Source organism: Dactylosporangium sp. NPDC051541 (assembly GCF_044454505.1).
Lineage (GTDB): Bacteria > Actinomycetota > Actinomycetes > Mycobacteriales > Micromonosporaceae > Dactylosporangium.
This window is the reverse complement of record NZ_JBITDU010000001.1, coordinates 191,862-217,878: the sequence shown is the minus strand read 5'-3', so window position 1 is coordinate 217,878 and position 26,017 is coordinate 191,862. Positions and strand designations below refer to the sequence as shown.

23 protein-coding genes and 1 tRNA gene are annotated in these 26,017 nt (G+C 70.3%); 13 read left to right on the top strand and 11 right to left on the bottom strand.

Annotated elements, in window-relative coordinates; all coding sequences use genetic code 11:
- Positions 1 to 141 precede the first annotated feature (141 nt).
- Positions 142 to 996, bottom strand: coding sequence for an NmrA family NAD(P)-binding protein (locus tag ACIA8L_RS01010; protein WP_395899083.1), 855 nt, complete (start codon positions 994 to 996; stop codon positions 142 to 144).
- Positions 997 to 1,114: 118 nt separating this feature from the next.
- On the opposite strand from ACIA8L_RS01010, the gene ACIA8L_RS01005 reads away from it, so the two are divergent.
- Complete coding sequence (locus ACIA8L_RS01005) at positions 1,115 to 1,522, top strand: winged helix-turn-helix transcriptional regulator (RefSeq protein WP_395899081.1); 408 nt, start codon at positions 1,115 to 1,117, stop codon at positions 1,520 to 1,522.
- A gap of 45 nt (positions 1,523 to 1,567) precedes the next feature.
- Here the strand turns inward: ACIA8L_RS01005 and ACIA8L_RS01000 are convergent, their stop codons facing one another.
- A complete protein-coding gene (locus tag ACIA8L_RS01000; RefSeq protein WP_395899079.1) occupies positions 1,568 to 2,005 on the bottom strand; it encodes a peptidoglycan-binding protein in 438 nt (145 codons plus the stop codon).
- 24 nt (positions 2,006 to 2,029) lie between these two features.
- Positions 2,030 to 2,869, bottom strand: a complete 840-nt coding sequence (locus ACIA8L_RS00995) for a helix-turn-helix transcriptional regulator (RefSeq protein WP_395899077.1) — start codon at positions 2,867 to 2,869, stop codon at positions 2,030 to 2,032.
- Between the two features lie 102 nt (positions 2,870 to 2,971).
- Between ACIA8L_RS00995 and ACIA8L_RS00990 the strand changes: the two genes are divergently transcribed.
- Positions 2,972 to 3,934 carry an aldo/keto reductase gene (locus ACIA8L_RS00990; protein ID WP_395899075.1) on the top strand — a complete coding sequence of 321 codons (963 nt, stop codon included), beginning with the start codon at positions 2,972 to 2,974 and terminating at the stop codon, positions 3,932 to 3,934.
- On the opposite strand, the gene ACIA8L_RS00985 is transcribed toward ACIA8L_RS00990, so the two are convergent.
- On the bottom strand, positions 3,892 to 5,133 hold the full coding sequence (locus ACIA8L_RS00985; RefSeq protein WP_395899073.1) for an MFS transporter: 1,242 nt from the start codon (positions 5,131 to 5,133) through the stop codon (positions 3,892 to 3,894). The two genes, ACIA8L_RS00990 and ACIA8L_RS00985, sit on opposite strands and share 43 nt — an antisense overlap.
- A gap of 184 nt (positions 5,134 to 5,317) precedes the next feature.
- Here ACIA8L_RS00985 and ACIA8L_RS00980 point away from each other — a divergent pair, with 184 nt between their 5' ends.
- The 5 genes from ACIA8L_RS00980 (at position 5,318) to ACIA8L_RS00960 (ending at position 9,645) form a co-directional block, all read left to right on the top strand.
- On the top strand, positions 5,318 to 6,982 hold the full coding sequence (locus ACIA8L_RS00980) for a beta-1,3-glucanase family protein (RefSeq protein ID WP_395899071.1): 1,665 nt from the start codon (positions 5,318 to 5,320) through the stop codon (positions 6,980 to 6,982).
- Positions 6,983 to 7,001: 19 nt separating this feature from the next.
- On the top strand, positions 7,002 to 7,448 hold the full coding sequence (rnhA, locus tag ACIA8L_RS00975; RefSeq protein WP_395899069.1) for a ribonuclease HI: 447 nt from the start codon (positions 7,002 to 7,004) through the stop codon (positions 7,446 to 7,448).
- Between the two features lie 69 nt (positions 7,449 to 7,517).
- Entirely contained in the window at positions 7,518 to 8,486 is a 969-nt protein-coding gene (locus tag ACIA8L_RS00970) for a hypothetical protein (protein ID WP_395899067.1), read from the top strand.
- Between the two features lie 75 nt (positions 8,487 to 8,561).
- Positions 8,562 to 8,780 (top strand): hypothetical protein, encoded by a 219-nt coding sequence (locus ACIA8L_RS00965; RefSeq protein WP_395899065.1) that lies wholly within the window; start codon positions 8,562 to 8,564, stop codon positions 8,778 to 8,780.
- Between the two features lie 13 nt (positions 8,781 to 8,793).
- A complete protein-coding gene (locus ACIA8L_RS00960) occupies positions 8,794 to 9,645 on the top strand; it encodes a hypothetical protein (protein WP_395899063.1) in 852 nt (283 codons plus the stop codon).
- Here the strand turns inward: ACIA8L_RS00960 and alr are convergent.
- On the bottom strand, positions 9,586 to 12,078 hold the full coding sequence (alr, locus tag ACIA8L_RS00955; protein ID WP_395899061.1) for an alanine racemase: 2,493 nt from the start codon (positions 12,076 to 12,078) through the stop codon (positions 9,586 to 9,588). The two genes, ACIA8L_RS00960 and alr, sit on opposite strands and share 60 nt — an antisense overlap.
- 51 nt (positions 12,079 to 12,129) lie before the next feature.
- Between alr and ACIA8L_RS00950 the strand changes: the two genes are divergently transcribed.
- Both ACIA8L_RS00950 and ACIA8L_RS00945 read left to right on the top strand, forming a co-directional pair.
- A complete protein-coding gene (locus tag ACIA8L_RS00950) occupies positions 12,130 to 12,621 on the top strand; it encodes an Lrp/AsnC family transcriptional regulator (RefSeq protein WP_395899059.1) in 492 nt (163 codons plus the stop codon).
- Positions 12,618 to 13,766, top strand: a complete 1,149-nt coding sequence (locus ACIA8L_RS00945; RefSeq protein WP_395899057.1) for an aminotransferase class I/II-fold pyridoxal phosphate-dependent enzyme — start codon at positions 12,618 to 12,620, stop codon at positions 13,764 to 13,766. The genes ACIA8L_RS00950 and ACIA8L_RS00945 overlap by 4 nt, the downstream gene beginning before the upstream one ends.
- On the opposite strand, the gene ACIA8L_RS00940 is transcribed toward ACIA8L_RS00945, so the two are convergent.
- From ACIA8L_RS00940 to ACIA8L_RS00925, 4 genes are all read right to left on the bottom strand, one after another.
- Positions 13,753 to 14,652, bottom strand: coding sequence for a CU044_5270 family protein (locus ACIA8L_RS00940; RefSeq protein WP_395899055.1), 900 nt, complete (start codon positions 14,650 to 14,652; stop codon positions 13,753 to 13,755). The two genes, ACIA8L_RS00945 and ACIA8L_RS00940, sit on opposite strands and share 14 nt — an antisense overlap.
- On the bottom strand, positions 14,624 to 15,127 hold the full coding sequence (locus tag ACIA8L_RS00935) for an RNA polymerase sigma factor (protein ID WP_395901656.1): 504 nt from the start codon (positions 15,125 to 15,127) through the stop codon (positions 14,624 to 14,626). Before ACIA8L_RS00935 ends, ACIA8L_RS00940 begins: the two co-directional genes overlap by 29 nt.
- A 210-nt stretch (positions 15,128 to 15,337) precedes the next feature.
- Positions 15,338 to 15,934 carry a MarR family transcriptional regulator gene (locus tag ACIA8L_RS00930; RefSeq protein WP_395899053.1) on the bottom strand — a complete coding sequence of 199 codons (597 nt, stop codon included), beginning with the start codon at positions 15,932 to 15,934 and terminating at the stop codon, positions 15,338 to 15,340.
- Positions 15,935 to 15,969: 35 nt separating this feature from the next.
- Positions 15,970 to 17,316, bottom strand: coding sequence for a hypothetical protein (locus ACIA8L_RS00925; protein WP_395899051.1), 1,347 nt, complete (start codon positions 17,314 to 17,316; stop codon positions 15,970 to 15,972).
- 171 nt (positions 17,317 to 17,487) lie between these two features.
- Between ACIA8L_RS00925 and ACIA8L_RS00920 the strand changes: the two genes are divergently transcribed.
- Both ACIA8L_RS00920 and ACIA8L_RS00915 read left to right on the top strand, forming a co-directional pair.
- Positions 17,488 to 17,560: transfer RNA gene (locus ACIA8L_RS00920), tRNA-Arg, on the top strand.
- A complete protein-coding gene (locus ACIA8L_RS00915; protein WP_395899049.1) occupies positions 17,527 to 19,206 on the top strand; it encodes an ankyrin repeat domain-containing protein in 1,680 nt (559 codons plus the stop codon). The genes ACIA8L_RS00920 and ACIA8L_RS00915 overlap by 34 nt, the downstream gene beginning before the upstream one ends.
- Here ACIA8L_RS00915 and ACIA8L_RS00910 read toward each other — a convergent pair.
- Entirely contained in the window at positions 19,197 to 20,456 is a 1,260-nt protein-coding gene (locus ACIA8L_RS00910) for a pectate lyase (protein WP_395899047.1), read from the bottom strand. The genes ACIA8L_RS00915 and ACIA8L_RS00910 overlap by 10 nt on opposite strands.
- A gap of 294 nt (positions 20,457 to 20,750) precedes the next feature.
- Positions 20,751 to 23,195, bottom strand: a complete 2,445-nt coding sequence (locus ACIA8L_RS00905) for a LuxR C-terminal-related transcriptional regulator (protein WP_395899045.1) — start codon at positions 23,193 to 23,195, stop codon at positions 20,751 to 20,753.
- A gap of 73 nt (positions 23,196 to 23,268) precedes the next feature.
- Between ACIA8L_RS00905 and ACIA8L_RS00900 the strand changes: the two genes are divergently transcribed.
- Together ACIA8L_RS00900 and ACIA8L_RS00895 are read left to right on the top strand one after the other, a co-directional pair.
- Positions 23,269 to 23,922: an ABC transporter ATP-binding protein gene (locus ACIA8L_RS00900; RefSeq protein ID WP_395899043.1), complete on the top strand. Its 654-nt coding sequence runs from the start codon at positions 23,269 to 23,271 to the stop codon at positions 23,920 to 23,922.
- Complete coding sequence (locus ACIA8L_RS00895) at positions 23,919 to 26,015, top strand: FtsX-like permease family protein (RefSeq protein ID WP_395899041.1); 2,097 nt, start codon at positions 23,919 to 23,921, stop codon at positions 26,013 to 26,015. Before ACIA8L_RS00900 ends, ACIA8L_RS00895 begins: the two co-directional genes overlap by 4 nt.
- Positions 26,016 to 26,017: the final 2 nt, after the last annotated feature.

Here is a 26,017-nt window from a genome sequence, read left to right as displayed (position 1 = left end):
GCCCGCCTGATGCGCTGATGCATGTGCCGACATGGCCGAATCCGCACCGCCGGCGCCGCCCAGGACGAAAGTCGCGAGCATCTGGCGCCCCCGCCCGGTTCACGCTGCCCCAATCAGGCGGGACGGCGCGGCGCCGCCCGGTCAGCGGAGGGCGGCGGCGATCGCTTCCGCCGGGGTCGTCGTCGGCCGTCCGATCAGGCGCCCCAAGTCGCCGGAGTCGGTGAACATTTCATCGTGGCTCATGGCGCGGTCGGCGTCCGCGAGGACCTGCGCCAGCTCGGCGGGCACGCCCGCGTCGAGCAGCACCTGGGCGAACTCGTCGACCGGCAGATCGGTGTAGCCGATCCGCTCGCCCGTCGCGGCCGAGATCGCCGCGGCCAGCTGCGCCAGGGTGAAGTCCGCATCGCCGCCCAGCTCGTACACCTGGCCGTCGTGGCCTTCGGCAGTCAGCACGACCGCGGCGGCGTCGGCGTAGTCGGCTCGGGTCGCCGCGCTGATCCGGCCCGGGCCGACGGCCCCGACGAGCGCTCCGCCCGGTAGGACCTGAGGGAGCTGGTCGGTGTAGTTCTCCAGGTACCAGCCGTTGCGCAGCATCACGCTGGGGAGGCGCTCGCGCAAGTACTCCTCCGTGGCCCGGTGGGTGGGAGCAAGCAGGGTGGTGGACGTGTCCGCGTGCAGCATGCTCGTGAACGCGACCAGCGACGCGCCCGCCACCACCGCGGCGTCGATGGCGCGGCGGTGGTTGGCGACGCGCTCGCTCGGGGTCGTGGTGGAGATCAGCAGAAGCTTGTCCACGCCCTCGAAGGCCGCGGGGAGGCTGCCGGACTCCGCGAAGTCGGCCCGGCGGACCTCGACACCGCGGTCGGCGAAGTCCTTGATCCGGCTGATGTCACGGCTGGTGGCGACGATCTCGGAGGCCGGCACCCCCCGGGTCAGCAGCGCTTCGACGGTGAGCCGGCCCAGATTTCCGGAGGCCGCAGTGACAACGATCGACATGGCGGTGACACCTTTCCGCCGCGGGACTTCCGCGACCGGAACCCACGATGACCTGGTCGCTCTCCTTTGGTAAGGGCGAACTTTCGGGTAAGGTGCCCACCCGGGCGAAAGGATCCAGGTGAGGTTTGTGGCGACGGACCGGGAAGTGAGCGAGTCCACACCATCGTGGGACCCGTATACGCGCGGCTGCCCGTCGCGTGACGTGCTCGACCAGATCGGCAGCAAATGGGCGGTCCTGGTGATGGGCGAGCTCGGCCGGCACGGTGCGCGTCGGTTCACGCAGCTGCGGCAGCAGCTCGGGGGGATCAGCGAGAAGATGCTCACTCAGACGCTGCGCACGCTCGAACGCGACGGGCTGATCCGGCGGACGGTCTATCCAGAGGCGCCGATCCGTGTGGACTACGAGCTGACGCCGCTCGGCCAGACCCTGCGCGGTCCCCTGAAGGCGCTCACGGAGTGGTCGACGCAGCACATCGAGGAAGTTGTCGACGCCCGCAAGCAGTACGACGAACGCACTAGAAAATGAAATTTCGGCGGCTCACTCCGGCCGAGTGGGCCGCCGAAACCGGGGCTACAGCTTGCCGCAGCCGCCCGGGCCGAGCTGCGGGTGCAGGAGTGCCAGGGCGGTGTTGGGACCGTAGGAGCCGTCGGCCTTGACGTGCTCGCGGCCCTGGGCGCGCACCAGGGCGGCCTTGGTCTTGGTGCCGAACTTGCCGTCCTGCTTCAGATTCTCGCTGTAGCAGTAGATGAGGGTCCACTGGAGCTGGTTCACGTCGTCGCCGGAGTCGCCCTCGTAGACGCCGCAGAGCACGGTGGTGCTCGAGCCGGTGCGATACACGGGGAGGTCGAGGAGCACGCCGCGGAGGGTCATCTGGGTGCCGGCCGCGTTGCACTTGGGCGTGGCCGCTTGGGCCGGCGTGCCGGTGGCGACGAGGGCGACGGCGGTGCCGACCAGCGCGGCACCGACGCTGACGGCGGCCCGGGACATAACACTCTTCAGTTTGAACACGGTCGATACCCTAGCAAACGGGCATCAGTGCACTGAGAATTCCTCATTGCCGAGGACCATCAGCAGGGCCAGGCGTTCGCGGGATTCGGCGTCGGCCGGGGTCATCACCACCAGCTCCTGGCCCATGTCGGGCGTGACAAGCGTTTCGCAGTCCAGCACCACCGGGCCCACGCGCGGGTGCAGGGCCGTCTTGCGGTCGGCTCGGCGCACCCCGACCTCGTGCTCGGACCACAGCGCCCGGAAGTCCGCGCTGGCCGCCGACAGCCGCGCGATCAGATCGGCCACGACCGGGTCGTCGGCGCGGCGGCCGGCGGCGGCGCGCAGGTCGGCGACCAGGCGGCGGGCGTGGTCCGGGTAGTCGATGGAGGGCTGCATGATGCGTGCGTCCGGTTCGGTGAACCAGCGGTACACCAGGAAGCGGCGCAGGCCGGTGAAGCGGCTGTGGTCGCCGACCAGCAGCACCGACGCGCGGTTCTGGGCCAGGACCTCGCCCAGGTCGGAGAGGACCATCGCCGGGTTGTCGCCCAGCAGGTCGAGGATGCGGATCAGGCCGGCCCGGGCCAGGCTCGCCGTGCCGCCGGCGGCCGGGGGCTGGTGGCCGGCCAGGTGGAACAGGTGGGTGCGTTCGTCCTCGGACAGGCGCAGGGCCCGGGCCAGGGCGGCCAGGAGCTGCGCGGACGGCTGGCTGCTGCGGGCCTGCTCCAGTCGCACCACGTAGTCGACCGACATGCCGGCCAGGCGGGCGACCTCCTCGCGGCGCAGGCCGGTGGTGCGGCGGCGGGGGCCGTCGGGGATGCCGACCTCGGCCGGGCGGATCGCCTCACGGCGGCGGCGCAGGAAGTCCGCTAGCTGCTCACGCTGCATGAACCCCATCCTCCCCGCAAACGAGAGGCGCAGCCAGGGAGTGCCTCTCCTACGATGAACGCTCCGCTCCCGCACCGGCGCGCGGCGGGGCACGGTGAAGGCATGCAGACACGAAACCTTGGCCTGGGCGCCATGAGCATGTCCGGGTCCTACGGGCCGGCCGACCGCGGCGAGAGCATCGCGACCGTGCACGCCGCGCTCGACGCCGGGGTCACACTGATCGACACCAGCGACCACTACGGGGCCGGGCACAACGAGATGCTGCTCGGCGAGGCGCTGAAGGACGTCCCGCGCGACCGCTACCGGTTGAGCGTCAAGTTCGGGGTGCTGCTCAGCCCGGACGGGCGCCCGGGCGGGCAGGACAGCCGGCCGGCGGCGATCCGCAACTTCCTGGCGCACTCCCTGGCCCGGCTCGGCACCGACCACGTCGACGTCTACCGCCCGGCCCGGCTCGACCCGGCGGTGCCGATCGAGGAGACCGTCGGCGCGATCAAGGAGCTGATCGAGGCGGGCTGGGTGCGGCAGCTGGGGCTGTCCGAGGTCGACGCCGAGACGGTCCGGCGGGCACACGCCGTGCACCCGGTGGCGGACCTGCAGATCGAATACTCCCTGCTGTCGCGGGCGGTCGAGGCCGAGGTGCTGCCGACGCTCAAGGAGCTCGGGATCGGCATGACCGCCTACGGGGTGCTCTCGCGCGGGCTGATCTCCGGGTACTACAGCGCCGAGCGCAAGACGCCCGGCGACTTCCGGGGGCTGCACCCGCGGTTCACGGCCGGCAACGTCGAGCACAATCTGAGCCTGGTCGAGGCGCTGCGCAAGGTGGCCGACGCGAAGGGGTGCACGGTCGCGCAGCTGGCCATCGCCTGGGTCGCGGCGCAGGGCGACCTGATCGTCCCGCTGATCGGGGCCCGGACCCGGGAGCGGCTGGCCGAGGCCATCGGCGCGGCCGACCTGACGCTGAGCGCGGAAGACCTCGCCGAGATCGAGGCGGCGGTCCCGGCCGGCTCGGCCCGCGGCGACCGCTACCCCTCGGCCGCCATGTCCAGCTTGGGCGTCGGCAACTGATCCGGCGCGAACGGGCGCTTGCGCAGAGCCCAGTCGACGGTCGGTGGCATCGCGGCGCCGGCCAGGGCGAAGGCGACCCCGAGCAGCAGCCAGCCGGGGTCGCCCCAGCCGACCGCGAGGGTCGTCACGACGATCGGGGCGAGCATCTGCCCGAGCTGCATCCCGATCGCATACGCCCCCTGGTATTGCCCGTGCTTGTCCGCCGGTGACAGCCCGAACGAGATGCCCCAGCCCGACGCCGAGTGCCACAGCTCCCCCACCACGTGCACCAGCGCGCCGGCGATCAGCAGGGCGATGGTCACCAGCCCGCTCGCGTGTCCGGACAGCGCATACAGCCCACTGGCGATGAGCAGGACCAGTCCGGCCCGTCGAGCCGCTCGGGCCGCCCCTTTCGGCTCGTCGGTACCGCGAGCCGCCCGCACCTGCAGCAGGACGACCGCGGTGGTGTTCGTCAGATAGACCACGGCGACGAGCCACGTGGGGGCGTCGGTGCGGTGCGCGATCCACAGTGGCAGACCGACCTCGAACAGCCCGAAGTGCGTCGAGAGCAGCCCGTCGAGCAGGACGAACACCAGGAACGACCGGTCGCGCAGGGCCACCAGCCGCGGCGCGCCCGGGGTGTGGGCGGTGCGCGGGATCGGGTCGAGGCGGGTGGCGATGGCGGCGGCGATCAGGTACGTCAGGGCATCGCCGAGGATCAGGGCTACGTAGGCCCAGCGGTTGTCGGCCGCCAGGGCTACGCCGGCGAGGGCCGATCCGATGGCGATACCTACGTTGGTGACGGAGCGGAGGTACGCACGGGTGCGTACGCGCTCCTCGGGCGGGACGGCGCCGCCGATGACGGCCCCCTTGGCCCCGCGCTGGGCGGCGTCGGCGACGGCGAGGGGGACGCCGATCAGGAGGTACTCCCACATGTTCTGCACCGAAACGAAGGCGGCCGTGCCGAGGCCCTGGACGATCAGCCCGGCGACGAAGACCTCGCGCGCGCCGAGCCGGTCGGCGACGTAGCCCATCGGCGCGCTGGCGATCATGCAGACCAGGCCGGTCAGGGTCAGGGCGAGGCCGGTCTGGGTGATCGAGAGCCCGGCGTATCGGGTCAGGTAGATCGCGCTCGACACCATCCACAGGCCGGAGCCGGTGGTATTGATGAGCGAGATCAGGACCAGCAGCCTCAGGGCCCCCGCAGGCAATCGTGGCATGACGGCACTGTAGCAAACCGTACGTACGTCTTGCTAGGCCCGTCTATCTCAACACGTCCTTAAGAGATCGTTGGGTCTTGTTCGCTTCCGTTGACTCGCGTTACCCCTGGCAGCGACTCTGAAAGCGCTCTCACAGCCGCTTCGCCGAGACGGGAAGCCGGCACGATCCAGCCTAGGAGTTCCCGTGCGCTTGAGGACAAAGCTGCTCGGCGCGGCCGCCCTGGTCGCCGCCGCCATACCCGTGGCCATCGCCGCCCTGCCGTCGGCGCAGGCGGCCGGGCCGTCGCTGCTGCCGTTCAACGTCACCAACACCACGGGCCGCGGGGACTCCGTCTACCTGTACGTACTCGGCACCAACCTCAGTACCGGCAAGCTCGGCTACGTCTCCGCCAACGGGACGTTCACGCAGTGGTCGGCCGGCACCAACCCGCCCATGCCGGCGCCGGACGTGTCGATCCCGGGGCCGACCAACGGGGCCACCAAGACGATCCAGCTGCCGAAGAACCTCTCCGGCCGGGTGTACATGTCGCTTGGCGAGAAGCTTAAGTTCTTCCTGACCCCGGACGGCCTGGTCCAGCCGGCGCCGTGGGCCGCGGGCGACCCGAACCACGACATCCTGTTCGACTGGAGCGAGTTCACCTACAACGACTCCGGCCTGTGGCTCAACAGCTCGCAGGTCGACATGTTCGCGGTGCCGCACGCGGTCAGCGTCACCGGTGCGAGCGGCGCGACGAGCACGACCGGCGCGCTCAAGGCCAACGGCCGGCAGAACGTGATCGACCAGCTGAAGGCCCAGTCCGGCTGGGGCAACACGATCGTGACCCGCGGCGACGGTACCGTGCTGCGCGTCCTCAGCCCCGGCAAGGCCGCCGACGCCGGGCTGTTCAGCGCCACGTACCTCGATCCGTACATCGCCAACGCCTGGAACGCCTACACCACGAAGACGCTGACGGTGGTGCCGTTCGGCGACCAGCCGAACGTGAAGTACTTCGGCCGCACCAGCGGCACCGTCATGAACTTCACGAACGGCTCCGGCCAGCAGGTCGCCTCGTTCCAGCGCCCGTCGACGTCGAACGTCTGGGGCTGCGACGGTGCTCTCGGCGCGCCGAACGACCAGGTCGTCGGGCCGATCGCGCGCACGCTCTGCGCGGCCCTGCACCGCAGCACGCTCGGCACGATCGACACGCAGCCGGGCGGCACCGGGGCCGACTTCTACAAGAGCGCGCTGACCAACCACTACTCGCGGGTCATCCACGCGAACATGGCCGACGGCAAGGCCTACGGCTTCGCCTTCGACGACGTGCAGAACCAGGAGTCGCTGGTCCACGACGGTGACCCGCGCTCGGCCGGGATCACGTTGAGCCCGTTCAGCGGCGGCTCGAACCCGCCGCCCACCACGACCCAGCCGCCCACGACGACCAAGCCGCCGGCGAACCCGACCACGCAGCCGCCGGCCAACCCGGGCAACGTCAAGGCGATCGCCAGCAACTGGAACGGCAAGTGCGTCGACGTGCCGGACTGGAAGTTCAACGACGGCCAGTTCCTGATCGTGTGGGACTGCACGGGCAGCAACAACCAGAAGTGGACGTTCACCAACGGCACGCTGCGCACCGACAACAACAAGTGCATGGACGTGGCCTGGGGCTCGACCGCCAACGGGGCCGTGATCCAGATCGCCACCTGCTCCGGCAACGCCGCGCAGCAGTTCGTGCTGAGCGCGGCCGGCGACCTGGTCAACCCGCAGGCGAACAAGTGCGTCGACATCAAGGACTGGAACGGCAACAACAACGCGCGGCTGCAGCTGTGGGACTGCGCCGGCACGGCCAACCAGAAGTGGCACACGGTGTGAGACAGGGTCTAATACCTGTGTGACCCACGTCGAGATCTACACGGACGGCGCCTGCAGCGGAAACCCGGGACCGGGGGGCTGGGGCGCCGTCCTGCGTTACGGCACGGTGGAGAAGGAGCTGTGCGGCGGGGAGGCGACGCAGACCACGAACAACCGGATGGAGCTCACGGCGCCGATCCGCGCGTTGTCGAGCCTCACCAGGCCGGTGGTCGTGCACCTCTACACGGACAGCTCATACGTCCGCAACGGCATCATGTCCTGGGTACCGCGCTGGAAGCGCAACGGCTGGCAGACGACGGACAAGCAGCCGGTCAAGAACGTCGACCTCTGGACGGAGCTGGACGCGCTCGTCGCCGTGCACGACGTCGAGTGGCACTGGGTCAAGGGGCACAACGGGCATCCGGAGAACGAGCGGGCCGACCGTCTGGCCGCGAAGGGCCTGCGAATGGCCACGGGCCGGGCATGACATTTGTACCGGGCGATGCGCTGCGCATGTACCTGGTGATGAGCGGTCCACGGGCGTCTATTAGTGGGCATGATCAGACGCAACGCCCTGGTGCTCGGCCTGTTCTTCCTCGCCCCGCTGGTCGGTGAGTTTCTGCTGGGCAACACCCCGATCGTGCTGCTGCCCGCGATCATCGTGCTGGCGGCGATGTACGGCGGCGGCGCCCTGCTGATCCGCGAGGTGGCCCGCCGCCGCGGCCTCGGCTGGCCCAACATGCTCATCCTGGCCCTCGCCTACGGCGTGATGGAGGAGGGGCTGACCACCCAGTCCCTGTTCAACCCCAACTACGCCGACGACCACCTGCTCGCCCCCGGGTACATCCCGGCCCTGGGCATCGGCGTGCCGTGGACGATCTTCGTCATCGGCATCCACGTCTTCTGGAGCATCAGCGCCCCGATCCTGCTGATGGAGGGCTTCGCCGGGGAGCGGCGCACGAAACCGTGGCTGAAGCGCCGCGGCCTGATCGTCACCGTGATCCTCTTCGCCATCGGGATCGCCGCGACCACCGCGATCAACATGTCGCAGTGGCCGTACACCGCGACCGCCGCTCAGTTCACCGTCACCGGCGTGATCGTCGTGCTGCTCCTGGCGGCGGGCGTGTTCGTCCGGTTCCGCTCGCCCGCGCCCGCCGGCACCGCCCCGAGCCCGTGGGTCGTGCTCACGATGACGCTCGTGACGGGCGCCGCGTTCGTCATGATCACCACCGTCGACTCGCTGCCGGTCTGGCTTGGCGTGACCCTCGAGGTGGCCGGCATCGTCGTCTTCCTCGTCGCGGCCGGCCTGTGGTCGGCCCGGGTGGGCTGGGGTGACGCGCACCGGCTGGCGATCGGCACCGGGGCGCTGCTGACGTACACCTGGCACGCGTTCGTCAAGCAGCCCTCCGGCCGGGCGGATCTGGCCGTCCACCTGACCGGCAACATCGTTTTCGGCGCGGCCGCGGTGATCCTGATCTGGTTCGCGTGGCGGCGGCTGCAGCAGCGCTCCGTAGTTACCGGGTGATGGTTGCGTAGTGTGTACGGACGGTTGACAGTCTGCGGATTCCGTTCTGGGGCGTGTGGCCGGTACCGTTTGTTCATGACCGTCGAGCGACACTGGTGGAATGGCGTACACGGCCCGCGCGGACGTCGCGATGTGTATCTCCGTGTGAATGGGCCGCAGTGGGAAGTCCAGGCCCAGACCGGCGGCGCGAGCGGCCCCACCAAGACGCACGAGTGCCCGAGCAAGGCCGCGGCACAGATCTTGGCCGACGCCTGGATGGGCGGCCGGCCGGAGTGGCGCGAGCTGGCGGCCTGACCGGGTCGGCGGGATGATGCTCCCGCGCCTGGTCACCGCGACTCCGGTCGCCGACGTCCGCGATATCACCGCCCTGCCCGACGGCGGCTGGCTCGTCATCGAACCGGCCGCCGCCGTGGTGCTGTCTGCGCAGCTCCAGCCGGTGCACCGGATCGCGCTGCCGGAGCTCGAGGACGACTTCTCCGCGGACTTCGACGGCCACACCCTGGTCGTCGGGGACAAGACGCAGGTCGTCGCGCTGGGCACCGACGGCGAGGTCCGCTGGCGGCACGGCACCGGCCTCCTCGAGCTGCACCTGGCCACCGACTGCCTCTGGGTGACCCGCGACGACCTGCTCGCGGCGGTGGACATCGGCACGGGCCGCATGCTGGCCGCGACCGACGTCGAGGACCCGATGCTGACCGGCCGCGACCTGATCGTGAGCCGCTTCGAGGACAGCCCGCTGCGCCCGTGGCTGGCCGGCGGCCGGATCACGCTGCAGCCCCTCGGCGGCGGCTACGTCATCGCGACGGGCACCCGCGGCTACCTGGCCACCGGCTGGGACGAGCCCGACGTGACCTGGCACGACCTGGCCACCGGCACCCAGCTGGCCGGGCGCCGCATCGAGGAGCCGGTCGACGGGTGCGCGCTGATCTCCGACGACTACGCGGTGATCAACGACGACCTCGTGGCGATCCGGACGCTGCGCCCCGTGGGCCCGCTCGACGTGCCGGTCCGGGCCCTGCGCACATCGGCGACCCCGGGGCGGTGGCTGACCGTCGGGCCGGTCCTGCGGCTGTGGGAGCTCAGTGCGGTACCAGGACAGCTAATGCTGGGTGAAGATCCGCTGGACGCGCGGGCCGACCTGGGTCAAGACCTCGTGTGAGACGGTGTCCATGGCCGCGGCGGCCTGCTCGATCGGGGTGGAGTGGCCGGCGTACTGGCCGAAGATGAGCACGTCCGCGCCCACCTCCACGTCCGGGTGCCCGGTGATGTCGATCGCCATCGAGTCCATCGAGATGGTGCCGGCGATCTCGCAGCGGCGGCCGTTGACCAGCACGTAGCCGACCTTGCGGAAGGCGCGCGGCACGGCGTCGTAGTAGCCGGCGGCGATCAGCGCGATGCGGGTGTCCGGCGAGTGGGCGCGGAACAGGCCGCCGTAGCCGACCCGCTCCCCCGGCGCCATGTTGTGGATCTCGACGATCCGCGACACCAGGCCGACGCCCGGCGTCAGCGTGATCAGGCTGCTGGTGGCCGTCGACGGCTGCAGGCCGTAAAGGCCGATGCCGATGCGGACCATGTCGTAGCGGGCCTCGGGGAAGCGGATCGTGGCCGCCGTCGCCGCGGTGTGCCGCACGATGTCGTCGAAGCCCAGGTCGGCGGCGGCCGTGCAGACCGTGCCAAACCGTTTGAGCTGCTCGCGGGTCAGATCGTCCTCGGCCGGGTCGTCGGTGCAGCCGAGGTGGCTCATCAGGCCGGCCAGCCGCAGGTGCTCGTGGTCGCGCAGCTTGCCCAGCAGCTCGATCGCGGCCTCCGGATAGAGCCCGCTGCGGTGCATGCCGGAGTCGACCTCGACGTGCACGTCCAGCCGGCGGCCGGATGCGGCGGCGGCCCGGCACGCGGCGTCGTACATCTCGGTGGAGTACAGCGACGGGGTCAACCGGTTGCGCACGAGCCGGTCAAGATCACCCGGAACGGCCAGAAACACCAGGATCGGCATTTGTACTCCAGCCCGCCGCAGCGCCACCCCTTCGTCCGCGGTGGCCACGCCGAGCCAGTCCACGCCGGCCTCGCGCAGGGTGTGCGCGACGGTCACGGGGTTGGTGCCGTAGGCCTCCGCCTTCACGACGCCCATCAGCTTGGTGTGCGGGCCGACCAGCTTGCGGAACGCGGCGACGTTGTCCTTGACAGCGGCCAGGTCGACGTAGAGGCGGGTGGCCGCGGCGGTCTCCACGAGGTGCATCCAGGAGTCGGTGACCATGGTGTCGCGCGGCACGTGCACGAGCGCGACATCGTCCGGCCGCAGCTCGGTGGCGACGAACGTGCGCATGCGGTCCTCGTCGGGGAAGCGGTGCACGGCCACGTCGCTGCCGGCCAGGGCCGCCTCGATCAGCCCGTGCGCGTCGGCGGTCAGGCCGCACACGACCCGCACGTGCTCGGCGCGCAGGCAGCCGGCGATCGCCTCGGCCCGCTCCGCGGTCAGCCCGGCCAGCGGGTCACCGATGATCATGAGCGTGCGGCCGTGCGGGCCGACCAGCGAGCGGGCGGTGCGCAGGGCGCTGCTCAGCGCGAGCGGGTCGCTGTTGGCCAGCTCACCGACGACTGTCGCGCCGTCGGGCCGCCGCCACATCTGCATCCGCGTCGACGGCGGCGTGTAGTCGGCCACCGCCGCGAGCAGGTCGGCGCCGGGCAGGCCGAGCAGGGTCGCCGCGCCCATGGCCAGCTCCAGGTCCTTGAGCACCTCCACAGAGGGCGTGGCGACCAAAAGGTCCTCTTCGGTGCCGTCGGGCAGCGCGGCCCGCACCACCGAGGACCGTTCGACGTGCCGCTGCCGGGTCAGGCGGGGCAGGGCTTCTCCGGCCTGGCGGATCTGGTGCGCTTTGGCGATGTGCCGGGCTTGGGCCAGTACCCCCGAATCGTCTTCACCCATCAGGAGCCAGCCGTCTTCGGGCAGGTCCGTCGCCATGCTCAGCAGCTCGCGGGCGTGCTCGTCACGGCGGCCGAAGCTCTGGCCGCTGCGCGAGCCGAGGTTGGTGAACACGACGGCGTGCGGGTCGACCATCCGCTTCAGCCGGGCCATCTCGCCGGGCTCGGTCGCGGCCGCCTCGATCACCGCGACCGGGACGTCCTTCGGGCATTGCAGCACCGACAGGGCGACGCCGAGCTGGCTGTTGTAGCTGCCCGGGCTGCCGTAGGTGGTGCGGTGCGCGGCCAGCAGCCCGACCAGCGCGTCCTTGGTCAGCGTCTTGCCGTTGCTGCCGATGACCGCCACGAATGTCGTCGAGGCCAGCTGCCGCCGCCACCAGACGGCCATCTCCTGCAGCGCGGTGAGCGGATCTTCGACGGCGATCAGGGTCCCCTGGTCGCGGGGCAGGTCGGCGAGGTGCGCCTCGGCCACGACCGCGGAGATGGCCCCGTTCGCGAGCGCCCGCGCCACGAACCGGTGACCGTCCGTAACACCCTGCAGCGCGAAGAAGAGACTGTCCGCCTGTAACCGGTCCGAGTGAATGGCGACGCTGCCGACCTCGCGCTCTTCCCCAAGGAAATGCACGGTTCCGCCGACGATCGACGCCACCTCGGCGACCGAGACTGGGTCCATTCGCTGAATAGTAGTTGGAGCGCGCAGCTGCACGGACAGTAAGATTGCCGGGTGTTGGAGATCATGGAGATCCTCCGGAAGGACGCTCACGCGACACCGGAACGGATCTCGGACCTCACCGGAATCGCCGTCGAACGGGTCCGGGCGCAGGTCGCGGCGTGGGAGCAGCAGGGTGTCATCCGGCGATACAAGGCCGTGATCGACGCCGACCGGCTGCGCGAGATCAGCGGCGAGCAGCTGATCACCGCGTTCATCGACGTGGCCGTGACCCCGGCCCGCGGCCTCGGCTTCGACGACGTCGCGCTGCGGATCTCCCGCTTCCCGGAGGTGCGCTCGGTGTACCTCGTCTCCGGCGCCCAGGACCTGCGCTGCGTGGTGGCCGGGCGCAGCATGCACGACATCGCCGACTTCGTCGCGCAGAAGCTCTCGACGATCGAGCGGGTCACGGCGACGGCCACGCACTTCGTGATGAAGACGTACAAGGACGACGACGAGCTCTACGCCGCCCCGACGCCCGACCGCCGCCTGCCGGTCACGCCATGAAGCCGCTCAACCCGATCGTCGCCGCCTGCCCGCCGTCGGGCATCCGCCGCTTCTTCGACATCGCGGCCACCCTCGAGGGCGTCATCTCCCTCGGCGTCGGCGAGCCGGACTACGTGACACCGTGGCACGTCCGCGAGGCCGGCATCTACGCGCTGGAGCAGGGCTTCACCACATACACGTCGAACGCGGGCCTGCCGGAGCTGCGTCAGGCCATTGTTTCGGACCTTTCGCGGCGGTACTCGGTCGACTTCGACTTCGCTGCCGAGTGCTTGATCACCTCTGGGGTGTCGCAGGGCCTCGACCTCGTCATGCGCACGTTGCTCGACGTCGGTGACGAGGTCATCATTCCCGAGCCGTGCTACGTCGCCTACGGCCCGTGCGTGACGTTCGCCGGCGGGACCCCGGTCTACGTGCCCTCGTCGCCGACGTTCGAGCTGCTGATCGACGAGATCGAGCGGGCGATCACACCCCGGACGAAGGCGATCCTGGTGTCGTCGCCGTCCAACCCGACCGGGGCGATCCAGCCGGCTTCGTTGCTGGCCGAGTTGGCCGACCTGGCCGTGCGGCACGACCTGTACCTGGTGTCGGACGAAATCTACGAGCGGCTTTCGTACGACGCACCGCACACCTGCGTCGCATCGCTGCCCGGGGCCCGGGACCGGACCGTGGTGCTCGGCGGGTTCTCGAAGGCGCATGCGATGACGGGTTGGCGGGTGGGGTACATCTGCGCTCCCGCACCGATTCTGGAGCTGGTCGGGCGGATTCATCAGTACACGATGCTGTGCGCGCCGCACGTCTCGCAGGCCGCCGCCCTCGAAGGCCTGCGCTCCGGCGAGTCGCAGGTGACGGAGATGGTCGCCGACTACGACCGGCGCCGCCGCGTGTTCGTGAAGGGCCTGAACGAGATCGGCCTGACCTGCCACGAGCCGCAGGGCGCGTTCTACGCCTTCCCGTCGATCCGCACGACCGGCCTCGACTCGGAGACGTTCGCCGCCCGCCTGCTGGAGGCCGAGCGGGTGGCCGTGGTGCCCGGCAGCGTCTTCGGACCCTCCGGGGAGGGGCACATTCGCTGCAGTTACGCCACGGCCCTCCCGCTGCTGGACGAGGCCGTTCGCCGGATGGGGCGGTTCGTCAGCTCCCTGTGAGCGTGGCTGGGATCGGGCCGTCGGCGAACTCGGCCTTCATGACGGCGGTACAGCTGAGGCGCTTGCCGTCGGTCCATGACTCCTGGGCCAACGCCTGGCCGGTCGCCGGGTCGACGATCAGCCGTTGCTGGCCGATGGCGCCGGAGTCGCCCCGGCGGGAGTAGGCCACCGCGACCCCCTTGCGGCCCAGGGCGTCGGTGACCTCGCCGAGGGTTTCGATGCCGGGCAGGGCGGCGAGCATGCGGTAGGCGGCGGCCCGCACCGGCGCGGGGGCGGGCAGGTCGAGCACGAGCGCGGCGCCGCTGAAGAACACGTCCTCGGGGCGGTCGTGGGGTACTGCGGCCTGGAGCGCTTGGGGGTTTGTCGGGAGTGCGTTGAGCTCGGCGAGGGTGATGGGGCGGCCACCGACCAGGAAGTTGTTCTCCGAGGTGTGGCCCTGCATCGCTCTTGGGGTCCAGGTGTCGGTTTGGTCAGGGTCCCGGAAGAAGCCGCTGCTCGGGTCGCCCGGCCTGGTGGCGAGCCAGCGCTCTTCGATGATCGTCCGGGCGCCTTCCTCGATGTGGGTCTGCCGGAGGACCCAGTAGCGGCCGTCCTTGGCCTGCGCGGTCTCGTTCTTGGTGGCCGCGACGAGCAGGATGTTGTTCGTTGCTGATTCGGATTTCTCGGCATTTGTCGGATTTGTCGGGCGGGTGGAGGGTTCGTGGATGGTCGTGGCGGCGGTGATTGCGATGGCGGCCGCGGCGGTGACGGCGGCCGCCAGGATCAGGCGCCGGGGCGAACGGCGGCGCTGGACCGCCCGTGAGGTCAGCGCGAGCTCGGGCGGCGGCGCGGCGGGGTCGAGCCGGGCCGGGCGGGCCTCAGCCAGTCGGCGCATGGTGTCGTTCATCGGCTGTGCTCCTAGTCTGGGGGTTGGTCAGGGCGGCCTCGAGGCGTTTACGGGCCCGGTGGAGGCGGACGAAGTAGGTGGCCGTCGAGCAGCCCACGACCCGGGCCGCGGCCCGCGCGGACAGCCCGTGCCAGGCGACCAGGGTCAACAACTCCCGGTCGTCCTCGGCCAGCCCGGCCAGGGCCGCCAGCATCGCCGCCCGTTCCACCACGTCGTCGGCGACGTCGGCGCGGGCTTCGGCGACCCAATCACGCAACTCGGCGACCAGACTCACTTGCCGAGCCTCGGTCCGATACCGCTCCCGCACGACATTGCGCGCGACGCCGAGCAGCCAGGGAATCGGATCGCGCGCCGGCAGGTCCGCAAACCGCCGCCAGGCAACAAGAAAAGTGTCGCCGACGACGTCGTCAGCGAGATCACGCCCGACCCGGCTCACCGCGTACGCGTACACGTGCCGATGACACGCCCGGTACATGACGGTGAACCGCCGGCCTTCGTCGGTAGATTCCACGGTCCTCACACGAGGTAGTGCGAACAGCCCCCGGTTTCTTACGCCCGCTTGTCGTCGTCCTGCTGATCCGTGGATCGCGCGGTCTTCACCCAGCCGCCTGACGGACTTACAGCGGACTCATCTGGTCCAGGACCCGGGCGGCGACGTCGATGATCTGGCGGCCCTGCTGCCATCTCACGGCTGGTCTCCGTCTCCGGGTTCGACAATCGGGTATGACGGGCGGGAGCGGACCGAGGCCAGGAACGGGTCGTCACCGGGCGAGTGCCAGGCGGCGGCGGAGACACGATGGATGTTGACCTCGCGGCCCAGTTGCCGTTCGGCGGAGCGGGCGGCGTCTTCGAGGTCGTCCTCGTCGGCTTCGCCCACGATCAGGACGTCGACGTCGCGTGGGGGTGGGCCGGCCTCGCCCGCGTAGCGGGCCGCCCAGGAGCCGTAAATGTATGCGGCGTCCACTCCGTCCACCGGGGGCAGGAGATCGGCCAGGACCGCTGCCGGACCGTAGGTGAGCGTCAGGAGCTCGGTGAGCGGCCGGGCGAGGGGGTTGGTGAGGTCGGCCTGCAGGAGGCGCAGGTTTCCGCGCCGCTCCTCGCGGATGAGGCCGGCCTTGGTGAGATGGTTGGCCTCGCGACTCATGGTGGACTGCGACACGTCGAATCGACGGGCCAGCTCGGCCACGGAAGCGCTCTCGTCCGGGTGCAGGAACAGCCACGCCAGCAGCTCGCCTATCAGAGGCGTGCGCAGCAGCGGCAGTAGCCGAGACCGTACTTGCACAAGATGCATACTACCTTGCATCTTGTGCAAGGTGGCTAGGCGTGGGTGGCGAGGTCCAGGATGCGTTCGAAGCGGATGCGGGGCGGCACTGGCGGCAGCGGCGAATCTTCGGCTGGGTCGGCGTCGGGGGCCGAGGTGTTGTAGCGGATCTCGTGTTTGTCGAACAGTGCTTGCAGGGTGGTGTTGTCGCCCTCGTCGTCGGGCCGGGCGATGAACACCAGGTCGTGGCGGTCCAGGAACTCGTCCATCGTCAGCTGGAGCGGCGGCGTGACGTCGGCGCCCAGGGCCTCGGCGGGCAAGCGCAGCCGGGCGATGGTCTGGTCGGCCAGCCGGCGGCGGTGGGTCTCGAGGCGCTGGGCTTCGCGGCAGGCGTGCTCGAACTGCTCGGCCGAGTCGCGCAGGGCTGACGAATACGACAGTTGCCACACGGAGTCGTCGGGCGACAGGAAGTACAACTCCGGCGCGTATTTGTAAGAACGGCGGAGCTTCAGCCACACATTGGTGCCGCTCGGCACCGACGCCTGGCCGTCGCACAGGATGGCCACGGGAGCGCCGCGCCGGGTGGGCTGGTCGTACTGGAGGCGGAACGGCAGGCCGTGGCGGCGGGCGGCGCTGCGGAGGATCTCGCGCAGCACGTCGGCGTGGGTCAGGCCGAGCCGGGCGGCCTGGCGGAAGAGGGGGCTGTGCTGGTCCAGGGCGGTGATCGGCTGGACGTCGGCGATCAGGACCGAGCCGTCGGACTGCAGCCGGATGTCGATACGGGCAAAATCGCGCAGACCGAGGGCGGTGAACTCGGCCTCGACGGCCTTCTGGAGGTGCGCGATCGTGTCGTCGTCGCTCATCCCGGTCGGGATGAGCGCGACCGGGCCGTCCTCGCCTTCCAGGACGATGGTGGTGACCTCGACGCTGTCACGAGCGGTTTTCCGTTGGTACTTGTCCAAGCCCGTCTGGTACTCGTCCAAGCCCGTCTGGTACTTGTCCAAGCCCGTCTGGTACTTGTCGAAGGCCGTCGCGCACGCCTGCGCACCGGAGCCGACGAACGGCACATCCGCGCGCTCCAGCAGTGTCTGAATCTGGCCGTCCGCGCCGAACTCGCCGGGTATGACGGGGAAGATCAGGCCGGCCGCGCGCAAGCGGGCGGTCAACTCATCGCCGGTCAGCGGCGAGCCCTCGTGCGCGAGTTTGGCGTCGAGGTCGGCGGGTGTGTTGCAGTACAGCAGGCCGCGCGGAATCGAATAGGCGCGCAACCGACGGTCGAAATAGATGATTTCGGTGAGGTGGACGACGCCGCCCTCGAGGTGGTCCGCTACGGAGCGTGCGGAGTCGAGCGAGCTCCCGCGCTCCTCGGACGGGCCACCCAGCAGCAGCGCAACGTCAACCATCAGTTCCTCTCAATGCCGGCGGGCCTGCGAACTGGGTTACCCTACACCGGCTCATGGTTACGCACAGTCGGCAAAGTGCGGCCGGCCCCGGTTCACCTGCCCCGGGCGAGCGCCGGGTGAGCGAGGTCGATACGGTCGCGCGGTGACTGGGTCCACTACGCTCATGCGCGGCAGGCTGTAGTGCAGAGGTCGTCACGCCATCTTACGAAGTTGGAAGACGCCGGTTCGAATCCGGCCGGCCTGCCGATCAACCCTCGCGAGCTGCCGTTATGGCGCAACATCCGGTCCCAGATGCCGTCGCGGGCATTGGTCGCGGCAGCCGCTGCGGCCCGGTCCGAGGGCGACTGGCGGACCGCGGCAACGCTCATGCCGGTCACGGTCGACATCGATCTGAACACCGTCCACAACACCTACGGCTCCGAGGCGACGGCGGCCTTGGAAGACGACCTGCGGCATCTGTGCCTGGACCTGCTCTGGTGGCACCTCCCCAGGCACGCGGGCGGCCGCGGCACCCTGCAACCCCAGGTGAGTGCCGTCCTAGCCCCTCGCATCAACGCCGCGAACAGCCCGCTGCTGCGCCTCAAACTCCCGAAGTCCCCGCAGGGCCCGCAACGGGGCGAGCTGAGCGTCGTAACCCTCCCCGACCTGGAGTACGTGCGCTGGTTCTACACGCCGCGGTACACCTGGGATGTCCGCTGCATTGAAGACCAGACATCGCTCTGGACCGGCGACGACATCTTCGCGCTGCTGGCCGAGGGCAACTTGACCGAGGCCTGGAGCCGCTGCGGCATCACCGTGGAGTTCGACAACCCGCAGGCTCTGCAACGCCCCGGCTTCTCCCCGACCAGCCCCATCGGCGTAGCCAATCTAGCCCGCGAGGCCGCCGCCGCCTTCGAGGTAGACCAGGTCAACACGCTCTTCAGCTCATCTTTGACGCTCAACCTGCCCGACCTCACCGCCGAGCTGGCCGACCTGGGCGACTGGATGGAAGTCCCGGTCCGGATACCCACGTCGCCGGTACCGCCGGAGCTCGCGCTGATCACCGCGGGTCTTATGACTCTCGACGATCTCCACCCGCTCGTCGCACCCGTTGCCGCGCAGAGTCCGATCGCAGCGCCGAGTTCGATCGCAGCGCCGAGTCCGATTGCTGTGCCGGGTCCAACTGCTGCGAGAAGTCCGGCCGCTCCGAAGGGTCCCATTGCTACGAAAAGTCCGACACTTCGTGATCGGACTTTTCGGACTTATACCCCGACGCCGCATATCTCCGATAAGTCGCTTCGTGGAGTGCCCAACGTATCGGTGCCGGTCGATGTTTACGTCCGGTGCAATGGAGTTTGGCATCGGGTGTCGTTGACGAACGGCCGGCTCACGCTGCACGTCCAGCATTCCGATGAGGAGCGGCAGCGGGAGGAGATGCTGCGGGCGCTCGGCGGGGAGGTCGGGGGCTGCCTTGCCGTTGAGGAGGCCTGGACGGCCGGCGGCGGGCGGCTGCCGCGGAAGCTGCATGAGTATCGGCGCGGGATCATGCGGCGGCTGCAGTTCGGGGATACCGAGCTGCTCTTGCAGGGGCTGGCGGACGGGGCCATCGATCCGCGGATGCGCGCCGGGAACGGGTGGTCGTTGCTGCACATGGCGGTGTGGCTGGACCACGAGCGCGTCTTGCCGGTGCTGTTGGGCGAAGGCGTGGCGGTTGACGTTCGGGATCGGATCGGGCGGACGCCGTTGTACGAGGCGGTCATGCACGGCGGCGACGTGGCGTTCATTCGCGCATTGCTCGACGTCGGCGCCGACCCGCACGCGGAAACCGTGCACGGGGCGACGCCGGCGAGCGCCGCTCGCAACTACGCCTACGAGCGGGACCTCAAGTTCCTTGGCGAGGGCTACTTGTAGGTGATGTCCGAGGACTTGAAGTTGCAGTGCCCGTCGCCCATGCCGTCGCCGAGGTACTTCGGCTCGGAGCCCTTGGCGACGCCGGTGAATTCGGCGCAGATGTGGATGCCGGAGGAGCTCTGCACGACGACCCGGGTCAGGGTGGCGGTGTCGCCCCAGTTGGTGTTGATGCCGACGACGTACTTCGTGCTGACCAGGAGCACGTTGTCGACGGTCACGTGCCGCTCGTAGTGGTTGGTGCAGTTGCCACAGCCGCGGTACAGCTTGCCGATGTTGCTGGCATAGAAGTTGCTGATGTGCACGGTGCCGTTGCCGTTGTGCTGGAACACCTTGTCGGTCGCGGACTTCGCGCCGCCGCCGATGATGTAGGAGTCACCACCGTTCGTGCCCAGGAACGTGGCCGCGTCCTCGCCCACGTCCTCCCACCACACGTTCTGGATCGTGCAGCGGCCCAGGCAGTGCACACCGTCACCGGCGGGCGAGCCGATGATGACGTTCTTCAGCGTCGCACCATCGGCGAGCTCGAACATCGGGTCCTGGGACTCACTTTGGCCACCGTCGCCGATGCAGCAGTACCGCTTCATCCCGCCGTCGAGCGTGCCGCTGACCTTGATGGTGCCGCTGACCGAGGCGGAGCCGCTGGCGGACGGCCACGCGCCGGTCGGGGTGCTGCCGCCGCCGGACGTCGGAGTGCTCCCACCGCCGCCGGAGCCGAGCTTGACCAGCTGCCATTGCTGGTTGGCGCCGTCGAGGTTGGTGTACCCGTCCAGCTTGGCCCCGTCGGCCGTCGACCACTCCCAGGTCTCGATGACCTTGTTGCTGTGGCGGTTGACGAAGCGGACGTACCCGCCCGAGGAGTCCTGCAGCCGGAAGTGCTGGGTCGTCGAGCCACTGTCGGCGTTCTGGACGAGCTGGAGGCCGTCGGTCGAGTTGGGCAGGTCGAGGACCTTCCCGCTCATGACCGACTTGATCTTGTAATACCCGGAGCCGGCGTCGACGAACTTCCACTGCTGCACCGTGAGATCGTTGCGCGACCACTGGTTCACGGGGGCGCCGTCGTTCGTCGCCCAGTTGTAGACGTCGATGACCTTGCCGCTGTTGCGGTTGACGAAGACGTACGTGGCGCCGGTGTCGACGGTGGCCGCGGACGCCGAGTTCGTGGCAACCAGCGTCACCCCCGCCACCGCGACGACACCGGACACGGCCGCGAGCGCGATTCGCACCCGCCGCCGCGTGGGACTGGACCGCATCTGCTCCTCCAATACCGGGGAAAGCGCTTTCCTGATGCGGGACCGTAGCCGCGTCGTGAAATCCACGTCAACTACCTGCAACAACCCTGCGAATACGGCACATGTTGTTACGTAACATTGGTGACGATCGCTGTAAATTACACTCTCTGTTGACTGGCGATGAGGGGTTCGTCGGCGGGGGCCGGAGCCGTTCACCCGCGTGCGGATCGCGCACCGCGACGGCCATCGGTCGGCGTGGCCGAATGTCGACGAAACGATGCCGGCGCGGGTGCGTCGCAGTACCCCCGGCGCCGCTTATAGCTTGAATTGGGCCAGCTGCGTCCGGCTCGTGACGCCGAGTTTCGGGAAGGCTCGGTACAGGTGGTAGCTCACCGTTTTCGGGCTGATGAACAGCATCGCGGCGATCTCGCGGTTGGTCCGGCCGGCCGCGGCGAGTTTGACGATCTGCAACTCCTGCGGGGACAACGTATTCCGCTGCTGTGATGCCGCGACCACCTCACCCGCGGCTCGCAGCTCGGACCGGGCGCGATCGGCCCACGGCACGGCGCCCAGGCGGTCGAACAGCTCGGCCGCCGCCCGCAGATGACCGCGGGCCTCGGTCTTGCGGCGCTCGCGTCGTAGGCGCTCGCCCAGCACCAGGTGTGTGCGGGCCGCCTCCCAGGGCAGGTCGGTGCGGACGCTGACGTCCTGGCCCAGCGATGCGTTGCACCGGTCGAGGGCCGCTTTCGCCCAGTTCGACGGCCAGGGCCAGTTCGCCAGCCGGGCGGTCGCGGCCTCGGCGGTGGCCCGGCGGCCGGCCCGGATCGCGGCCTCCACCCGGTCGGGCACCAAGAACACCGGGGCGGCCGGCATGTGCTCGAACCGGTCCGCCGCCTCGGCCGCACGTCCCCGACCGAGGTCCAGCAGCGCGAGCGCCCACTCGGCCCAGACCCGATCCCCGGTGGCGGCGAGTCGCACACACTCCTCGTCGTCGCCGCGCACGGCCGCGAGCCATGCGCGCACGCCGGCCGACCCTGCCGCCGCGGCGTCGTCGAAGCGCCCCAAGTACACCGCGGCCGCCGGATCGCTGCTCGACTCGAATACGCCGACCAGTCCGGCGACGAACGCGGCGGTCTGGCGCGCCTCGGGCGGTCCGCTGCGATCGGCGATCAGTTCGGCGATGATCTGTCGGCCTTCGTCCGGCACGGGGTCACCGTCAACGGCGGCGCGTACCGCGTCGAGTCCGGCGGCGGCCCGTAGCCCGCGGTCGTGCAGGAGCTGCGCGACCTCGGCCAGCCGCGGCCCGTCGCCGAGGAGCCAGGCGTTGCGGGCGGCGTCGACGAGCAGCGGGCCGGCCTCCGATTTGGGAGCCTTCGCGGCCGCGGTCACCAGCAGTTCGTGGGCGGTGGCGGGGTCGCCGGCGGCGAAGGCGAGACGGGCCCGCAGCGCGGGTGCGTGGTCGCGGGGCAGCCGATCGAGGAGCTCCCGGGCCAGGTCGTCGTGTCCGGCAACGTCGGCTGCTGAGGCCGCGGCGACCAGGCGGGCGCTGCGCTTCGCCGGGTCGGCGCTCAGCTCGGCGGCGCGTCGCCAGGCGCCGATGGCCTCCAGGGCTGTGGCCGCTTCCAGGTCTGGACCGATCACAGCGTCGGCGAAGTAGTCCCGGGCACCGGCGGCGGCATCGGCTCCGGCAAAATGCCTGGCACCGACGGCGGCGTCGGCTCCGGCAAAATGCCTGACACGGACGGCGGCATCGGCGAGGCGCCGAGCACCGACGGCGGCATCGGCGAAGTTCCGGGCCGCGATGGCTTCGAGGGCGGACGCGGCCTCCTCGTTCGGCCCGGTGGCGGCGTCGGCGAGGTGCCAGGCCCGGCGGACGGGATCGGTGACGACGGCGGCGAGGGTGCGGTGGACTTCGAGGCGGCGGTCGAACGTCGGCTGCCGATACACCGCCGCCCGCAGGAACGGATGGGTGAAGGCGACCCGGTCATGGACAACCTCGATGAGCCCGGCCGTTTCGGCTACGGCGAGCGATTCGGCCGTGCACCCAACGTCAAAAAGCGCCGCAAGATCCACGTCTTCGTCGGCGGCGACGAATAATAGGGCGGCACGGGTCGCGGGCGGGAGCGGCTCGAGGCGGGCCGCGAACGCCTCCTGGATGCGGCGCGGCAGCGGCAGCGGCCGATGGTCGTCCGGAAACGAGCGGGGCAACTCAAGGAGGGCAAGCGGGTTGCCGGCGGCCTCGGCGAGGAGCCGGGCGCGCACCGCCGGCGGCTGGTCGGCGACCAGATGCTCAGCCGCCTCCGGTCGCAATCCCAACAACCGATGGGCCGGCAGGTCAGCGGCGTCGAACTCGTCACGACCGGCGAAGATCATCACGATGGGCGCATCAGGAAGCCGGCGGGCAGCAAACCGAAGCGCCTGCGCGGAGTCAGCGTCAAGCCACTGAGCGTCGTCGATGAAGCACGCAACCGGGGCCAGCTCGGCCAACCGGCCCAGGACCGCAGGCCCATCCGCGGACAACCCCAGAAGCTGATGGACGCCCGAGTAAGCGATCCCGGATTCGCTCGGCACGCCCGCACACCGCAGGACGGCAGACCCGGACGCCGCCGCAGCCGCCTGGTCCAGCAGCGCCGACTTGCCGATCCCGGGGTCGCCGCGCAGCACGAGCACACCACCGCCCGGTGCCCGCAACACCCCCGCAACCAGCGCTTGATCAGCCTCCCGCCCCCGCAGCACGATCGCCAACCTACCCGCCCCCACGTCCTCTCCTTAAGGGCTCACCCAGTCATCCGTCCGGTACCGCCTCAGGTCAACGAATTCCTAGCGTCAACCCATGCCAGTCGTGCAACTGCAAGAGCTCACCCGTCAGTACCGCAACGGCGTCACCGCTCTCAACAATGTCTCAGTCGCGTTCGAGCCGGCCACCTTCACCGCGATCATGGGCCCGTCCGGCTCCGGCAAGTCGACGCTGCTGCAGTGCGCGGCCGGCCTGGACCGACCGACGAGCGGCCGGGTGGTGCTGGACGGCCACGATCTGACGGCGCTGAACGAGCGGCGGCTGGCCAAGCTGCGGCGGAGCCGGATCGGGTTCGTCTTCCAGGGTTTCAACCTGCTGCCGGCGCTCACCGCGAGGCAGAACGTCGGCCTACCACTGCGCCTGGCCGGGAAGCGCCCCGACAAGGCGACGGTGGAGCGCGGCCTGGCCGCCGTAGGCCTGGCCGATCGCGGCAGCCACCGCCCGCACGAGCTCTCCGGCGGCCAGCAGCAGCGGGTCGCGATCGCCCGCGCGCTTGTGACCGCGCCGGCCGTCCTGTTCGCCGACGAGCCCACCGGCGCCCTCGACTCCGCCAGCGGCCGCGACGTCCTGCGCCTGCTGCGCGACCTGGTCGACGAGCACGGCCAGACGATCATCATGGTGACCCACGACGAGACCGCGGCCAAGCACGCCGACCACGTCCTGCACATGGCCGACGGGCGGCTGGCGTGATCACGATCGCCCTGGCGACGCTGCATTTGCGCTGGCGGTCGTTCGCGGGCACCTTCGTCGCGCTGGCGCTCGGCTCCGCGCTGATGGCCGCGCTGGGTCTCGTCCTGGACACGACCGTGACCGCGCCGAGCCGCCCCCCGCAGCGGTACTCCACCGCCCCCGTCGTCGTAGCGGCCGCCCAGACGCTGACCGTGCCGACGTCGCGAGGCACCGCCAGCGCACAGTTGGCCGTGCCCCGAGGTGTGCCGCCCGAGGTCGTAGCCGCACTGCCGGACGCGGTCGTGGACCGGGTATTCCACGCCTCATACGGCCAAGCCAATGTCGGACGCCCATGGTCCGCGCTCGGTCTGGCCGACCAGTCACTGACGGCGGGCCGGGCACCAGTGTCCGATGACGAGATCGCGGTCGTCGACGGCCCGCTCGGCGACCGAGTACTCGTGGTTGGCGATGGCGGCTCCAGGCAGTACCAAATCGTGGGTATCGTCACCCGCGGCCCGCAGCCGGCGGTGTTCTTCAGCGACCCCCAAGCCGCGGCCCTCTCCCCCCGCGTCGATGCCCTGGCCCTGCACAGTCCGGCCGCCGAGGTAAGGGCGGTCGTGGGCGACCGCGCCCAGGTCCTGGTCGGCCAGGACCGAGCCCGCCTCGACGCCAACCGCGAGCCCGACGCCCGCGACCGCAACAACGCCGCCACGATCGCCGGCATCGCCCTGGGCTTCGCCGTCTTCGTGGCCATCTTCCTCGTCGCATCCACGTTCGCGTTCGCCGTCGCGCAGCGCCGCGGTGAGTTCGCCCTCCTGCGCGCAACCGGCGCCACGCCAGGACAAGTGCGGCGTCTCGTGTACTGCGAAGCCCTGTTCATCGCCACCACAGCGTCCGCCGTCGGCGCCGTCGGCGGCCCCGCGCTCGGCCGGATCGCGCTGCCACGCCTGGCCCCAGGCTGGATCTCGGTCCTGAGCGACGCGGACTGGCCACTGTGGACAGCGTTCGGCTCCGGTGCGTTCGTCGCGCTGCTCGGCTCGCTCGCGGCGGCCTGGCGGGCCAGCCGGGTGCGACCGGGAGAAGCGTTGCGGGACACGGCGGTCGAGCCGCGAACGATGCCGATCACGCGCTGGGTGCTGGGACTGACGGTGCTCGGGACCGCGCTGGCGACGATGGTGGTCACAGCGGTCGACAATCCGGCGGGCGCATTGAACCGCAAGACGTACATGCCGGTGGTGATGCTCCTCGTGGCCGCGGCCGGTCTCCTCGCCCCGGCGCTGGTCCGGCTCTTCTCCGCGGTCCGGCTGCCCGGCACCGCCGGCCTGCTCGCGTCGACGTCGGCGGCCGCGTCGACCCGGCGTACCGCGGCCATCGCCGCCCCGGTCCTGGTGATCGTCGGTCTGGCGGCCTCCCTGCTCACCGCGTCCGCCCTCACCGACACCGCGAAGGCGGCCCTGAACCAGCCGCAGGGACCGAAGACGACCGTGTACACCCTCGAGGGTGACACCGCCCTCATCCGCCGCCCCGCCGCCGCGGTCACCTGGGTGCCGGACGACGCGATCATGGTGACCCCCGATCTCGGGCTGCCGGTCGGTTCGACAGCCCACGTATGGCTCGCGGACGGATCGCCGGCCGCGCTGCGTGTGATCGGCGAGCTGCCGCTCGGCAGTCCGTCCGATGTGCTGGTGGGTGCGGGAAATGCCTTTTCCGCCTCCGCGGACATTTCGCAGCCGCCGTCCAGCGCCAGCCGGACCGGCCTCTTCGTGGTCCTCGGCGTCATCCTGGGCTATGCGGCTCTGAGCCTCGTCAACACTCTGATCATGGCCGCGCCGGACCGTGCTTCGGACCGGCGTACGCTGCGGCTGCTCGGCGCTCCTGCCTTTTTCGCGAGGTGGGTGACCGTTGCCGAGACACTGATCGCCGTTGCGGTCGGCGTCGTGCTGGCCGGCTTCTCCGCCGTGCTGGCTGTCGGCGGTCTGTGGCTGACACTGCTGCTGGTCACCGGTCCCCTGGCGGTTCCGGTGCCGTGGCTGAGGCTACTCGGGATCGCCGCCGCCACGATGATCTTGTCCGCAATAACAGCGCTGTGTAGCGCATCCGACACTGAACGCTAGAT